This is a genomic window from Nocardioides sp. cx-173, from assembly GCF_021117365.1.
Lineage (GTDB): Bacteria > Actinomycetota > Actinomycetes > Propionibacteriales > Nocardioidaceae > Nocardioides.
The window spans coordinates 3,002,864-3,016,768 of record NZ_CP088262.1 but is presented as its reverse complement, the minus strand read 5'-3'; the positions used below and the strand labels follow the sequence as shown (position 1 = coordinate 3,016,768).

Sequence of the window (13,905 nt, the reverse complement as noted above, 5' to 3'; positions counted from 1 at the left end):
CGGCACCCTAGACGACCCCTCAGTCGTCGGGGTCGTCCAGCCGGGCCAGCCACGTGGCGAACCGCTCCACCGCGGTCTCGAACTCCGGGTGGATGTCGGTGAACTCCTGCAGGCGCTCGGCGAGCCACGCCAGGGTGACGTCCTCGTCACCCCGGCGTCGCTCGAGCTCCTCGATGCCACGGTCGGTGAAGTACACGGTGCTGTCCCCTACGAGAAGGCCCGGTCGAGCAGGTCCTTCTGCTCGGCGGCGTGCCGCTTCACGGTGCCGACCGACGGCGAGCTGGACGCCGTACGGGTGACGGGGACGACGTGGGCGTCGACCTGGTGCCACACGTTGAGCGCGTAGTGCGGCCACGGGCCCATGTTGTGCGGCTCGTCCTGCACCCAGCGCACCTCCTTGAGGTGGGGGTAGCGCGCGATCTCCGCCTTGATGTCGTCGACCGGGCACGGGTAGAGCTGCTCGACGCGGCCGATGGCGAACCGCTCGCTGTTCTCGCGCTTGGCGCGGTCGACCATGAGGTCCCAGGTCACCCGGCCGGAGCAGAGCAGCAGCGTGTCCACCTTCTCGGCGTCCGCCGCGTCGTCGCCGATGAACGGCCGGAACGTGCCGCTGGTGAAGTCGGAGGGCTGTGAGGCGGCCTCCTTGCGCTTGAGCATGGACTTCGGCGTGAACACGACGAGCGGACGGTGCCGCTCGCCGAGCGAGTGGCGGCGCAGCAGGTGGAAGTACGACGCCGGCGTGGACGGCTGCGCCACGACGAACGCGTCGTCGGCCGCCATCGTCATGAACCGCTCGATCCGCGCCGACGAGTGGTCGGGACCCTGCCCCTCGTAGCCGTGGGGGAGGAGCAGCACGACGCCGGACTCCTGGCGCCACTTGGTCTCGCCGGAGGTGATGAACTCGTCGATGACCGTCTGGGCGCCGTTGACGAAGTCGCCGAACTGCGCCTCCCAGAGCACGAGGGCCTCGGGGCGGGCGACGGAGTAGCCGTACTCGAACCCGAGGGCGGCGTACTCCGAGAGCAGCGAGTCGTAGACGTAGAACCGGCCCTGGTCCTCGGTGAGGGCGGACAGGGGCGTCCACTCATCGGCGTTCTTGCGGTCGATGATGGTGGCGAAGCGGGACACGAACGTGCCGCGGCGCGAGTCCTGTCCGGCCAGCCGCACCGGGCGCCCGTCCATGAGCAGCGCACCGAAGGCGAGGATCTCGCCGGTGCCCCAGTCGATCGGGCCCTCGGTGATCGCGGTGGCGCGGCGCTGCAGCTGCGGCATCACCTTGGGGTGCACGGTGAAGCCGTCCGGCGGGGTGACGTAGGCGTCGGCGATGCGCTTGAGCGCCTCCACCGGGATCGCCGTCTCGGTGTCGCCGGCGGGCTTGTCCGGGTAGTCCGGCACGGTCGTCCACTCCGAGGGCTGGCTGCTGGCCTCGCGCACCTCGGTGAACACCCGCTCCAGCTGCTGCTGGTAGTCGCGCAGGACCTGCTCGGCCTCCTCGATCGTGATGTCGCCACGACCGATCAGGGACTCGGTGTAGAGCTTGCGCACCGAGCGCTTCTGCTCGATCAGGTCGTACATGAGCGGCTGGGTGTACGACGGGTCGTCGCCCTCGTTGTGGCCACGCCGGCGGTAGCAGACGAGGTCGATGACGACGTCCTTGTTGAACGCCTGGCGGTACTCGAAGGCGAGCCGGGCCACCCGGATGCACGCCTCCGGGTCGTCGCCGTTGACGTGGAAGATCGGCGCCTGCACCATGCGGGCGACGTCGGTGCAGTAGAGCGAGGAGCGCGAGGAGCCCGGCGAGGTGGTGAAGCCGACCTGGTTGTTGACGACCAGGTGGATCGTGCCGCCGGTGCGGTAACCGCGCAGCTGGCTCAGGTTGAGGGTCTCGGCCACGACGCCCTGGCCCGCGAAGGCCGCGTCACCGTGCACCAGCAGCGGCAGCACGGGGTACTCGGCGCCGCGGTTGAGGACGTCCTGCTTGGCGCGCGCGATGCCCTCGAGCACCGGGTCCACGGCCTCGAGGTGGGACGGGTTGGCAGCGACGGACACCTTGATGGTGTCGCCGGTGCCGGACTCGAACTCACCCTCGGCGCCGAGGTGGTACTTCACGTCGCCGGAGCCCTGGACCGTGCGCGGGTCGATGTTGCCCTCGAACTCACGGAAGATCTGGGAGTACTTCTTGCCCACGATGTTGGCCAGCACGTTCAGCCGGCCGCGGTGGGCCATGCCGATCGTGACCTCGTCCAGGTCCGCCTCGGCCGCCGCCTCGCAGATCTCGTCGATCACCGGGACGGTGGTCTCGCCGCCCTCGAGGCTGAAGCGCTTCTGGCCGACGAACTTGGTCTGCAGGAAGGTCTCGAACGCCTCGGCCTGGTTCAGCTTGAGCAGGATCCGCAGCTGCTCGTCGCGCGGCGGCTTCACGTGCGGCTGCTCGACGCGCTCCTGGATCCAGCGACGCTGCTCGGGGTCCATGATGTGCATGTACTCGATGCCGGTGGTGCGGCAGTAGGAGTCGCGCAGGATGCCCAGGATCTGGCGCAGGTTCATGAACCGGCGCCCCTCGCCACCGAAGGAGCCGGTGGCGAACTCGCGGTCGAGGTCCCACAGGGTCAGGCCGTGCGACTCGATCTCGAGGTCGGGGTGGCTGCGCTGGCGGTACTCCAGGGGGTCGGTGTCGGCCATCATGTGGCCGCGCACGCGGTAGGCGTGGATCAGCTCGAGGATGCGGGCCTGCTTGCTGATCTCGTCGTCGTGGGACGTCGAGATGTCCTTGCTCCACCGGATCGGCTCGTAGGGGATCCGCAGCGAGCGGAAGATGTCGTCGTAGAAGCCGTCCTCGCCCAGCAGGAGCTGGTGCATGCGCTTGAGGAACTCGCCGGACTGGGCGCCCTGGATGACCCGGTGGTCGTAGGTCGAGGTCAGGGTCATGACCTTGCTGATGCCGTTGCGGGCGATGGCCTCCTCGGAGGCGCCCTGCCACTCCGGCGGGTACTCCATGGCGCCGACGCCGATGATGGCGCCCTGCCCGGCCATCAGCCGCGGGACGGAGTGGACGGTGCCGATGCCGCCGGGGTTGGTGAGCGAGATGGAGGTGCCCTGGAAGTCGGTCACCGCCAGCTTGTTGTCACGCGCCTTGCGGACGATGTCCTCGTAGGCGGTCCAGAATCCGGCGAAGTCCATGGACTCGGCGGCCTTGATGCTCGGGACGAGCAGCTGCCGCGAGCCGTCGGGCTTCGGTACGTCGATGGCCAGGCCCAGGTTGATGTGCGCGGGCGTGATCAGGTTGGGCTTGCCGTCGCGGTGCTCGAAGCCGTTGTTCATCTCCGGCATCGACTTGACCGCCTTGACCAGCGCATAGCCGATCAGGTGCGTGAACGACACCTTGCCGCCGCGGGCGCGGGCGAGGTGGTTGTTGATGACCGTGCGGTTGTCCCACAGCAGCTTGACCGGCACCGAGCGGACCGAGGTCGCGGTGGGCACGGTCAGGGAGGCGTCCATGTTGGCCGCCGTGCGGGCGGGGGCGCCGCGCAGCACGGTGTAGCTCGGCTCGTCGCTCGCGGCGGCCGGGGCGGCCGGACGCGACTCCTTGGGCATCGGCTCGCTCGTGTCCTTCGCCGGCTCCGCGGCCTTGCTCTGCGGACGAGGCTTGGCGACCGGCGCCGGCTTGGACTCAGCCTGCTTCGCGGCGGCCTTCTCGCCCTGGTCCGAGCTCTTCGGCTGGGCCTTCTCGGGGGCCTTCTCCGGGGCCTTCTCCGGGGTCTTCTGGGCCGTGGCCGGCTTGGCCTCCGTCGTGGTGCCGTTGGCGCTGCTCGCACCCGACCCATTGCTCTTGAAATAATCGGCCCACGTAGGGTCGACGGACCCAGGATCCGCGGAGTAGCGCTCCCTCATCTCCTCGACGAGCCACTCGTTCGCGCCGAGGGACGACGAGGGTTGGGGGGAGCTGCCTGAGGACTGGTTGCCTGACGACTGCGGCACGACTTGCTTCGCCTCTTCCGATGAGCGCGCGGGGACGGGTGGTGTGCGGTCCAGGCTAGACCCACGGGCCAGCAAATACCGGAAGCAGGGTTGCCATTCGGGCAGGCTGTGACTGGTTCCACCGCGCGGCCGGCCTGCTGTGCCGCGGAGTAGACCGAGAGGACCGGACATGCTCAGACTTTCACGCCGTTCGGCGAGGGCCGTCGCGTCCGTGACCCTCGCCCTGGCGCTCGCCGCTTCGGCGGCCGGGTGCTCGGGCGACGACAAGCCCGAGGAGGACCCGGGAGCGGCGGCCGAGGCGGGTCGGGACGAGCGCCCGCCGCTCGCGACCACCGCACGGCTGGGAGAGGTGGTGGGCCGGCTCGATCGGCCGCAGCAGGCCCGCCTGAAGGCGACGATCACCGAGGTCGTCGACGCGTGGATCGACGCGGCCTACCTGGGCGACTTCCCACGGACCGACTTCGCCGATGCGTTTCCCGGCTTCACGAAGGGCGCGGCGGCCGACGCCCGCCAGGACGCGGCCCTCATGAGCAACCAGCAGGTGGCGCCGCGCGTGGAGTCGGTCACGCCGTTCCGCCGCGAGCTGGAGATCGACGCCCTGGCGGTCAAGCGGCGTCCCACCGCGGTCACCGCGCGGTTCGTCCTGGCCATGAGGCTCGAGGGCGAGCTGAAGCGGGCCGACCGGGTGCGCGGCAGGCTGTTCCTCACCTGGAGGGACGGGGCCTGGAAGGTCTTCGGCTACGACGTGACGAGGGGGGTCGTGCGATGAGGCGGCTGCTACGGATGGTGACGCTGGGGCTCGTGCTCGCGGTCGCGGCGGTGGTCGTCCCGAACTCCACGGTGGCCTCCACGCAGGTGGAGCTGGTCAAGGTGGCCCGCGCCCAGGGCGTCGACCGGGAGCCCGAGGTCGTCTGGATCCTGGCCGTGGGCTCCGACGCGCGGCCGGGGGAGAGCATGCTCCGCACGCGCGGCGACGCACTCCAGCTGGTCGGCATCAACACCCGGACGGGGGCCGCCACCACGATCGGCATCCCCCGCGACTCCTACGTCCCGATCCGGGGCGCCGGCTCCGACCGCGTCAACGCCGCCCTCTACTACGGCGGTCCCCAGCTGCTGGGGGAGACGGTCGGCGACCTGGTGGGCGTGCAGCCCGACTACGTCTTCGTCACCCGGTTCCCGTTCTTCGAGGACATGGTCGACGACATCGGCGGCATTGAGGTACGCAATCCCCGCCCGTTCTCCGACGTCAACCTCAAGGCCGACGGGTTCAAGGCCGGCAAGGTGCACCTCAACGGCTACGGCGCCATGGCGTTCGCCCGGATCCGCAAGACGCTCCCGGGCGGCGACTTCGATCGCTCTGCCAACCAGCAGCGCGTCCTGCGCGGCATCCACGGCACCATCCGGGCCAAGGCCAGCCGGCCGGGGTTCATCGAGGGCGGCGTCCAGAGCGTGATGGAGCACATGCACACCGACCTGCCCCCAGGCGAGCTGTTCGCCCTGGCACAGGCCGTCGCCCAGGTCGAGCCCGGCAAGATCACCGGCTGCGTGGTGCAAGGAGCCATCGGCAACGTCGGCGGCGCCAGCGTGGTGCTGCCGTACGTCGCGCAGGCCCGCCGCTACGGCGACCTCGCCCGCAAGGACGCGACGATCGAGCGCTGCTGACCGGCACCGGACAGACGCGTCGGGGCGGACCGTGAGGCCCGCCCCGACGTCGAACGGATCGTCGTCCGGCCGGTGGCTCAGTACGGGGTGAACCTGGTGGCGACCCGCGCCAGGTCCACCTTGACGTCGAGCTGGGTCAGCTGGATGGAGAGGCCGCTGATCTTGGCGCCCCAGCGGTTGGACTCCTCCTGCACCAGCACCCGGATGACGCCGCCGTCGAAGCGCACCGGCCGGTTCGGCTTCGGGAACACCTGCTTGCCGTCGACCAGGATGGCCCCGTAGGTGGTCCGGGTCTGGCGCTTCACTCGGTCGTCGGGGTCGCGGGACACCACGGAGACCTTGGACGAGAGGTCCTTGACCACCACGTCGAGCGTGCCGGGCACCTTGAGGCTGACCTGGCCGATGCTCGCGGAGGTGAAGCCCTGGCCCGTCTTGCCCTTCTGGGCGCCGCGGTAGGTGTAGCGCATGTCCTGGAGGGCGATGCCCAGCTGCTCGTGCACGACGCTGGCCGACTCGGTGCGCACGGTCATGGTCTTGCCGCGCGTGCCCTCGCACGGGATCGACTTCTGGGCGATGCCGCCGACGCGGACGGCGCCATTGAGCGCCTCGACCTCCATCGCGGTCATGGTCGAGCGGAAGACGCCGGCCGGGACCGGGCGACTGATCCGGCTGCGCGCCCGGCCCAGCTGCAGCCGCGTCTCGTCGAGCCCGTCGAGCTCCGGGTCGACGCTGATCTTCAGCGCGTAGGCCTGGGAGTTGGCGGCGAACGCGGTGGTGTAGCCGCGGCTCTCACCGAGCGCGATGGAGCCCAGACCGGGGATCGTCAGGGTGCCGACCGAGGTCAGCACGTCGACCAGCGTGGCGACCGGCACGTTGACCACGTCGTAGACGTCGCTGGGGTCGATGCCGAGCGCGTCGAAGAGCTGGTCGAGGCTGTCCGAGATCGGGCTGCCCTGCGGTAGGTCGATGCGCAGGCCCTGGTACTTGAACGAGGCGTCGTACTTGAACGCGCCCTTGCCCTGGTTGGCCTTGCCGTGGAAGAACGAGTCGGCCACGGACTGCAGGCCTTGGATGCGGATCCGCGGCGTGGGGACGCCAGCCAGGGTGCCGCCCAGGGAGATGTCGCCGATGCTGTTGACCGCGCGCACGCCGTAGATGCCCTGCGCGGCCTTGCGGTAGGTGTTGCTGGTGCTCCGCGAGATGGCGATCTTGATGAGGTCGTTGTCGATCGGCAGTGAGCCGGCGGACTTCGAGACCCGCGACACGCCCACCTGGCGGGTGCACGGCATCTGCAGGTCGGCCTCGCGCAGGTTGCGCACCTCGACGTTGTTGACCAGCACCTTGGTGCCGAAGAGGTTCGCCTGGTAGCCGAACCCGCTCACGGCGGGGCGGCGGGCGGCAGGCGCTTGCTCGGCGGCCTGAGCCGTCGTGGGAGCGAGGCCGACGGCCGTCAGGCCGGCGGCGCAGGCGGCGGCGAGCGCGACCGTCCTGGCGATTGAGCTTCTCATCTACGTACTCCTCGGGGTGGCGGCGCGGAACCGACCGCGGCGGTGACTGACCAACGGGCGAGAGTGACGTTGGTTATACCCCGATCTGGACCGGTCCCGGGCGCAGCGACGGCACTCGGAGGGACGGGCCTCGAGGGCCCGTCGGCGCTGGCGGCTCGACCAGCGGTGAGAAGTCTGTGCCCCCGGCAGGATTCGAACCTGCGGCACCTGGTACCGGAAACCAGTGCTCTATCCCCTGAGCTACGGAGGCAACGCCTCGCATTGCGAGGCTGCGCGTCACCCTACAGCCGCGCACCACGGGACACGTACCCGGCCTCCCGGTCCCACGACCGATATCGATGTGAGGTGTGGAGGGCGGCGCCGATACCCTGGGAGGGTGACTCCCGAGCAGCTCTCCACCGCGATCGTCGACGTACTGACGACTCTGTCCGACGAAGGTGCCATCACCCTTCCGGATGGGGTCCCGACGACGGTGACCGTGGAGCGACCTCGACAGAAGGGGCACGGCGACTACGCCACCAACGTGGCGATGCAGCTGGGCAAGAAGGCCGGCATGAACCCGCGCGCGTTCGCCGAGCTCGTCGCCGAGCGGCTGCGCCGGTCCGACGGCATCGCCGCGGTCGACATCGCCGGCCCGGGCTTCCTCAACATCACCGTGGAGGCGGGGGCACAGGGCCAGGTGGCCCTGGACGTCCTCGCGGCGGGCGACACCTACGGCCACAACGACGCGCTGGCGGGCCAGCGCATCAACGTCGAGTTCATCTCCGCCAACCCGACCGGTCCGCTGCACCTCGGCCACACCCGCTGGGCCGCGGTGGGCGACGCGCTGGCGCGGGTGCTGGCGGCCGCCGGCGCGACGGTCGACCGCGAGTTCTACATCAACGACCGCGGCACCCAGATGGACCTGTTCGGCGCCTCGATCGAGGCTGCGGCCCTCGGTCGGCCGATCCCGGAGGGCGGCTACCAGGGCGGCTACATCCGCGACCTGGCCGCGCGCCTCGTCGCCGCCGACCCCGGGCTCCTCGAGCTGCCCGAGCCGGAGCGGCGCGTCGCGTTCCGCGAGGCCGGGTACGCCGCCCAGCTGGCCGAGCAGCAGGAGCAGCTGCGCACCTTCCGCACCGAGTTCGACACCTGGTTCTCCGAGCGGTCGCTGCACGACAGCGAGTCGGTGGCCGACACCCTGCTCTCGCTGCGCGAGAAGGGCCACGTCTTCGAGGCCGACGGTGCGGTCTGGATGCGCACCACGGACTACGGCGACGACAAGGACCGGGTGCTGATCCGGACCAACGGCGAGCTGACCTACTTCGCCAGCGACACGGCGTACTACCTGAACAAGCGCGCGCGGGGCTTCGACCTCTGCATCTACCTGCTCGGTGCCGACCACCACGGCTACGTCGGGCGGCTGCGGGCCATGGCCGCGTGCGCGGGGGACGACCCCGACCAGAACATCGAGGTCCTGATCGGCCAGCTGGTCAAGATCATGAAGAACGGCGAGGAGATGAAGCTCTCCAAGCGCGCCGGCACCATGGTCACCCTGGAGGAGCTCACCGACGAGATCGGCGTGGACCCGCTGCGCTACACCCTCGGCCGCTACCCGGCCGACTCCCCGCTGACCCTCGATGTCGCGCAGATGACCAAGCAGTCCAGCGACAACCCGGTCTTCTACGTCCAGTACGTGCATGCGCGGGTCTCCTCCATCCTGCGCAACGCCGCCGCCCTCGGCCTCGAGCCGGGCACCGAGATGGCCCTGCTCACGCACGAGAAGGAGGGGGAGCTGCTGCGCGCCCTCGCCGAGCTCCCTCGGGTCGTGGCCAGCGCCGCCGAGCTGCGCGAGCCGCACCGGGTGGCCCGCTACCTCGAGGACACCGCCGGCATCTACCACCGCTTCTACGACAACTGCCGGGTGCTCCCGATGGGCGACGAGGAGCCCAACGAGCTCCACCGCGCCCGGCTGGCCCTCGTGGCCGCCACCCGGGTGGTGTTCGCCAACGGCCTCGCGCTGCTCGGCGTCTCCGCCCCCGAGCGGATGTGACGGTGTGACCCACGAAGCCGGCTGGGCGCACGCGCCCGGCGCCATGAGGGGACCGTCGTGGCTGCGCGAGCCCGCCGACCCCAACGCGCTGGTGCCGCAGCTGTGGTCGAGCACCGCCCACAAGCGCGACGGTGACCTGGTGGTGGGCGGGGTGGCGCTGGCGGACCTGGCCGCCGAGTACAACACCCCGGCGTACGTCCTGGACGAGCAGGACTTCCGCGCCCGCGCCCGCGCCTTCCGCGACGCGTTCGCGGCCTACGACGTGTTCTACGCCGGCAAGGCGTTCCTGTGCACCACGGTCGTGCAGTGGGTGGCGCAGGAGGGGCTGCACCTCGACGTGTGCTCCGCGGGCGAGCTGACCGTCGCGCTGCGCGCCGGCTTCGACCCGGCCCGCATCGGCTACCACGGCAACAACAAGACCTATCCCGAGCTGCGGCGCGCGGTCGCGGCCGGCGTCGGGCGGATCATCGTCGACAGCTTCGTCGAGATCGAGCGCCTGGCGCAGGTGACGGCCGATCTCGACGCCTCCGTGGGGGTCATGGTGCGGGTGACCGCGGGCGTGGAGGCGCACACCCACGAGTACATCGCCACGGCGCACGAGGACCAGAAGTTCGGCTTCTCGATCACCTCCGGCGACGCGCTCGAGGCCGTACGCCGCGTACTCGCCGCCGACGGGCTCGACCTGCTGGGGCTGCACTCGCACATCGGCAGCCAGATCTTCGACTCCTCGGGCTTCGAGGTGGCCGCCCGACGGGTGCTGGCCCTGCACGCCCAGGTGTCGAGCGAGCTCGGCGTGACCCTGCCGGAGATGGATCTCGGCGGCGGGTTCGGCATCGCCTACACGACCCAGGACGACCCCGCGGACCCCGCGCAGCTCGCGACCGAGATGTCCAAGATCGTCGAGCAGGAGTGCCGCGCGCTGGGGATCGCCGAGCCGCGGCTGTCCATCGAGCCCGGCCGCGCCATCGTCGGGCCGGCGATGTGCACCGTCTACACCGTCGGCACGGTCAAGCCGGTCGCGCTCGACGGGGGAGCGGTGCGCACCTACGTGTCCGTGGACGGCGGGATGAGCGACAACATCCGCACCGCGCTCTACGACGCCGACTACTCCTGCACCTTGGCCTCGCGCTCCTCGCAGGCGCCGCCGACCCTCACCCGGGTGGTGGGCAAGCACTGCGAGGCCGGCGACATCGTGGTGAAGGACGAGTTCCTGCCCGCGGACGTCGCTGCCGGTGATCTACTGGCCGTCCCCGGCACCGGCGCCTACTGCCGGTCCATGGCGTCCAACTACAACCACGCCCTGCGCCCGCCCGTGATCGCAGTGCGGGACGGGGTCGCACGGGTGATCGTGCGCCGCGAGACTGAGGACGATTTGTTGGCAACGGACGTGGGTGCTTCATGAATGACAAGCCGCTGAAGGTGGCCGTGCTCGGCTGCGGATCGGTCGGCTCGCAGGTGGTGCGGCTGCTCCAGGAGCAGGCCGCGGACCTGACGGCCCGGGTCGGCACCCGCGTCGAGCTGGCCGGGGTCGCCGTACGCCGGATCGACGCGCCGCGCGACGTCGAGGTGCCCGCGGGGCTGCTCACCACCGACGCCGCCGGCCTGGTGGCCCGCGAGGACGTCGACCTGGTGGTCGAGGTCATCGGCGGCATCGAGCCCGCGCGCTCGCTGATCCTCTCCGCGCTGGACAACGGCGCCTCGGTCGTGACCGCCAACAAGGCGCTGCTGGCCGAGGACGGCCCCACGCTCTTCGAGGCGGCCGAGAAGGCCGGGCGCGACCTCTACTACGAGGCCGCCGTCGCCGGCGCCATCCCGATCCTCCGGCCGCTGCGCGAGTCGCTGGCCGGCGACCGGGTGACCCGGGTGCTGGGCATCGTCAACGGCACCACGAACTTCATCCTCGACAAGATGGACTCCTCCGGCGCCGGCTTCGCCGAGGCGCTCGAGGAGGCCCAGGAGCTGGGCTACGCCGAGGCGGACCCCACCGCCGACGTCGAGGGCTTCGACGCCGCGGCCAAGGCCGCGATCCTCGCCTCGCTCGCGTTCCACTCCCGGGTGACCGCCTCCGACGTCCACCGCGAGGGCATCTCCGAGGTGACGGCCGCCGACGTGCAGTCCGCGCGGGAGATGAACAGCGTGGTCAAGCTGCTGGCGATCTGCGAGCTGCGCGACGAGGCCGTGGCGGTGCGCGTCCACCCGGCCATGATTCCGCGCTCGCACCCGCTCGCGTCGGTGCGCGAGGCCTACAACGCCGTCTTCGTCGAGTCCGACGCCGCCGGTCAGCTGATGTTCTACGGGCCGGGCGCGGGCGGCTCACCGACCGCGTCGGCCGTCCTGGGCGACCTGGTGACCGTGGCCCGCAACCACCTGGCGGGCGCCCGCGGCGTCGGCGAGTCGGCGTACGCCGACCGGGCGGTGCTGCCGATGGGGGAGACCCGCACCCGCTACCACGTCGCCATCGACGTCGACGACCGTGCCGGCGTGCTCGCTGCGGTGGCGCTGGCGTTCGCCGAGCACGACGTGTCGATCCAGACCGTGCGCCAGGAGGGCCGGGGCGACGACGCCCAGCTGGTCGTGGTCTCCCACGAGGCCTCCGACGCCCAGCTCAGCGCCACCGTCGAGCACCTGCGCGCGATGGAGATCGTCCGCGAGGTCACGTCCGTCATGCGCGTCGAAGGGACCTCCGAGTGAACGCCGAACTGACCACAGCCCGCACCCACCAGTGGCGCGGCGTGATCGAGGAGTACCGGGCACTGCTCGAGATCCCCGAGGGCATCGAGGCGGTGACCTTGCGCGAGGGAGGCACCCCGCTGGTGCTCTCGGAGTGGCTCTCCGAGCTCACCGGGGCGCGGGTCTGGCTCAAGGTCGAGGGCAGCAACCCCACCGGCTCCTTCAAGGACCGCGGCATGACCGCGGCCATCTCGGTGGCCAAGGCCGACGGCGCGCAGGCCGTCGTCTGCGCGTCCACCGGCAACACCTCGGCCTCGATGGCGGCCTACGCGGCCAAAGCCGGGCTCAAGCCGCTGGTGCTGGTCCCGGAAGGCAAGATCGCGGCCGGGAAGATGGCGCAGGCCATCGTGTGCGGCGCGCAGGTGATCATGGTCCGCGGCAACTTCGACCACTGCCTCGCGCTGGCCCGCCAGCTCGCGTGGGAGTACCCCGTCGCGCTGGTCAACTCGGTCAACCCGGCCCGCCTCGAGGGGCAGAAGACCGCGGCCTTCGAGATCTGCGACTTCCTCGGCGACGCGCCCGACCACCACCTGCTGCCGGTCGGCAACGCCGGCAACATCGCGGCGTACTGGCTGGGCTACACGCAGTACCACCGCCTCGGCCTCGCCACGCGGACCCCGGTGATGCGCGGCTTCCAGGCCGAGGGGGCCGCGCCGCTGGTCACCGGTGAGCCGTTCCCGGACCCGGAGACCAAGGCGACGGCCATCCGGATCGGCAACCCGGCCTCGTGGAAGCTGGCCGAGGCGGCCCGCAACGAGTCCGGCGGCCGGTTCGCCTCGGTCTCCGACGACCAGATCCTTGCCGCCCAGCGCGAGCTGGCCTCGCGCGACGGCGTCTTCGTGGAGCCCGCCTCCGCGGCCGGCATCGCGGGCCTCCTTCAGGACCTGGCCCAGGGGGAGTCGTACGCCGGCACCACCGTCGCGGTCACGGTGACCGGCCACGGGCTCAAGGACACCGCGACCGCGCTCGAGGGCTTCACCGGCAGCGGCCAGAGCATCGTGGACGTCGTCATCGACGCCGACGTGCGCGCCGCGGCCCGCGCCGCCGGCCTGGCCTGATGCCGGCCTTCGTCGCGGGCCCCGTGCGGGTCTCGGTGCCGGCGACCTCGGCCAATCTCGGTCCGGGCTTCGACTCGCTGGGACTGGCACTGGACCTGCGCGACCAGCTGGAGGGCGAGATCCTCGCCCGTGGCCTGGTCGTCGAGGTCCAGGGGGCCGGCGGCGACGACGTCGCGCGCGACGAGTCGCACCTGGTGGTGCGCTCCATGCGCGCTGGGTTCGAGGCGTTGGGCGGACAGCCCGAGGGCCTGCGCCTGTCCTGCACCAATGCGATCCCGCACGGGCGGGGGCTCGGCTCCTCGTCCGCCGCGATCGTGGGTGGCCTGGCACTGGCTCGCGCGCTCGTGGTCGACGGTGACCGGCTGCTCGACGACGACGCGCTGTTCTGCCTGGCCGCCCGGATCGAGGGCCACCCCGACAACGTCGCGCCGGCCGTCCACGGCGGCTTCGTCATCTCCGGCCAGGAGGACGGTGAGTTCTACGCCGTCGGCTCTCCGGTCGACCCCGCCGTCGCCGTGGTGGTCTTCGTGCCGCCGACCCCGGTCTCGACCGAGGTCGCCCGCGGCCTGCTGCCGGCCCAGGTGCCGCACGCCGACGCCGCGGCCGACGCGGGTCGTACCGCACTGCTGGTCGCCGCCCTGGCCGGTCGCACCGACCAGCTCTGGCGCGCGACGCGCGACTACCTGCACCAGGACTACCGCCGCCCGGCGATGCCGCAGTCGCTGGCCCTGGTCGACGCGCTGCGGGCCGATGGCGTCGCCGCGCTCGTCTCCGGTGCCGGTCCGACCGTGCTGGCGCTCCGCGCCGGCGACACCTCCCCGGACGCCGCCACCCTGCTTGCGCGGGCGCCCGAGGGGTGGCTGGCGCTCGCGCTCCGCGTCGATCACGACGGGGTTCGCGCCGACTGACAGATCCTGCCCGGCAGGCGCCAGCTGCA

Annotated in this window: 10 protein-coding genes and 1 tRNA gene; 7 read left to right on the top strand and 4 right to left on the bottom strand. The window is 71.3% G+C overall.

The genetic code is table 11. The features are described from left to right. Positions 1–19 precede the first annotated feature (19 nt). Together LQ940_RS14635 and LQ940_RS14630 are read right to left on the bottom strand one after the other, a co-directional pair. Positions 20–196 carry a DUF6104 family protein gene (locus tag LQ940_RS14635; protein WP_231243896.1) on the bottom strand — a complete coding sequence of 59 codons (177 nt, stop codon included), beginning with the start codon at positions 194–196 and terminating at the stop codon, positions 20–22. An 11-nt stretch (positions 197–207) separates the two neighbouring features. Further along, a complete protein-coding gene (locus LQ940_RS14630) occupies positions 208–3,978 on the bottom strand; it encodes a multifunctional oxoglutarate decarboxylase/oxoglutarate dehydrogenase thiamine pyrophosphate-binding subunit/dihydrolipoyllysine-residue succinyltransferase subunit (protein ID WP_231243897.1) in 3,771 nt (1,256 codons plus the stop codon). A gap of 211 nt (positions 3,979–4,189) precedes the next feature. Between LQ940_RS14630 and LQ940_RS14625 the strand changes: the two genes are divergently transcribed. Both LQ940_RS14625 and LQ940_RS14620 read left to right on the top strand, forming a co-directional pair. Further along, positions 4,190–4,747 carry a hypothetical protein gene (locus LQ940_RS14625; protein WP_231243898.1) on the top strand — a complete coding sequence of 186 codons (558 nt, stop codon included), beginning with the start codon at positions 4,190–4,192 and terminating at the stop codon, positions 4,745–4,747. Next, positions 4,744–5,640, top strand: coding sequence for an LCP family protein (locus tag LQ940_RS14620; protein ID WP_231243899.1), 897 nt, complete (start codon positions 4,744–4,746; stop codon positions 5,638–5,640). The genes LQ940_RS14625 and LQ940_RS14620 overlap by 4 nt, the downstream gene beginning before the upstream one ends. Before the next feature lie 77 nt (positions 5,641–5,717). On the opposite strand, the gene LQ940_RS14615 is transcribed toward LQ940_RS14620, so the two are convergent. Together LQ940_RS14615 and LQ940_RS14610 are read right to left on the bottom strand one after the other, a co-directional pair. Further along, on the bottom strand, positions 5,718–7,148 hold the full coding sequence (locus LQ940_RS14615) for a choice-of-anchor P family protein (RefSeq protein WP_231243900.1): 1,431 nt from the start codon (positions 7,146–7,148) through the stop codon (positions 5,718–5,720). A 177-nt stretch (positions 7,149–7,325) separates the two neighbouring features. Continuing rightward, positions 7,326–7,398, bottom strand: a tRNA-Arg gene (locus LQ940_RS14610). A 126-nt stretch (positions 7,399–7,524) separates the two neighbouring features. On the opposite strand from LQ940_RS14610, the gene argS reads away from it, so the two are divergent. From argS to thrB, 5 genes are read left to right on the top strand one after another with little or no spacing between them, the layout of a single operon-like run. Next, positions 7,525–9,180, top strand: a complete 1,656-nt coding sequence (gene argS / locus LQ940_RS14605) for an arginine--tRNA ligase (protein WP_231243901.1) — start codon at positions 7,525–7,527, stop codon at positions 9,178–9,180. A gap of 43 nt (positions 9,181–9,223) precedes the next feature. Further along, a complete protein-coding gene (gene lysA / locus LQ940_RS14600; RefSeq protein ID WP_231244001.1) occupies positions 9,224–10,582 on the top strand; it encodes a diaminopimelate decarboxylase in 1,359 nt (452 codons plus the stop codon). Beyond that, a complete protein-coding gene (locus tag LQ940_RS14595) occupies positions 10,579–11,871 on the top strand; it encodes a homoserine dehydrogenase (RefSeq protein ID WP_231243902.1) in 1,293 nt (430 codons plus the stop codon). The genes lysA and LQ940_RS14595 overlap by 4 nt, the downstream gene beginning before the upstream one ends. Before the next feature lie 8 nt (positions 11,872–11,879). Beyond that, positions 11,880–12,968, top strand: coding sequence for a threonine synthase (thrC, locus tag LQ940_RS14590; protein WP_231244002.1), 1,089 nt, complete (start codon positions 11,880–11,882; stop codon positions 12,966–12,968). Then, the gene (gene thrB, locus LQ940_RS14585; RefSeq protein ID WP_231243903.1) at positions 12,968–13,876 is read left to right on the top strand and encodes a homoserine kinase; all 909 of its coding nucleotides are present in this window, start codon (positions 12,968–12,970) and stop codon (positions 13,874–13,876) included. The genes thrC and thrB overlap by 1 nt, the downstream gene beginning before the upstream one ends. Positions 13,877–13,905 lie beyond the last annotated feature (29 nt).

Bases quoted from the DNA above. Each gene is read 5' to 3' on its own strand.
- LQ940_RS14620 (WP_231243899.1), top strand. From the start codon at position 4,744: ATGAGGCGGCTGCTACGGATGGTGACGCTGGGGCTCGTGCTCGCGGTC.
- LQ940_RS14615 (WP_231243900.1), bottom strand. From the start codon at position 7,148: ATGAGAAGCTCAATCGCCAGGACGGTCGCGCTCGCCGCCGCCTGCGCC.
- lysA (WP_231244001.1), top strand. From the start codon at position 9,224: ATGAGGGGACCGTCGTGGCTGCGCGAGCCCGCCGACCCCAACGCGCTG.
- LQ940_RS14595 (WP_231243902.1), top strand. From the start codon at position 10,579: ATGAATGACAAGCCGCTGAAGGTGGCCGTGCTCGGCTGCGGATCGGTC.
- thrB (WP_231243903.1), top strand. From the start codon at position 12,968: ATGCCGGCCTTCGTCGCGGGCCCCGTGCGGGTCTCGGTGCCGGCGACC.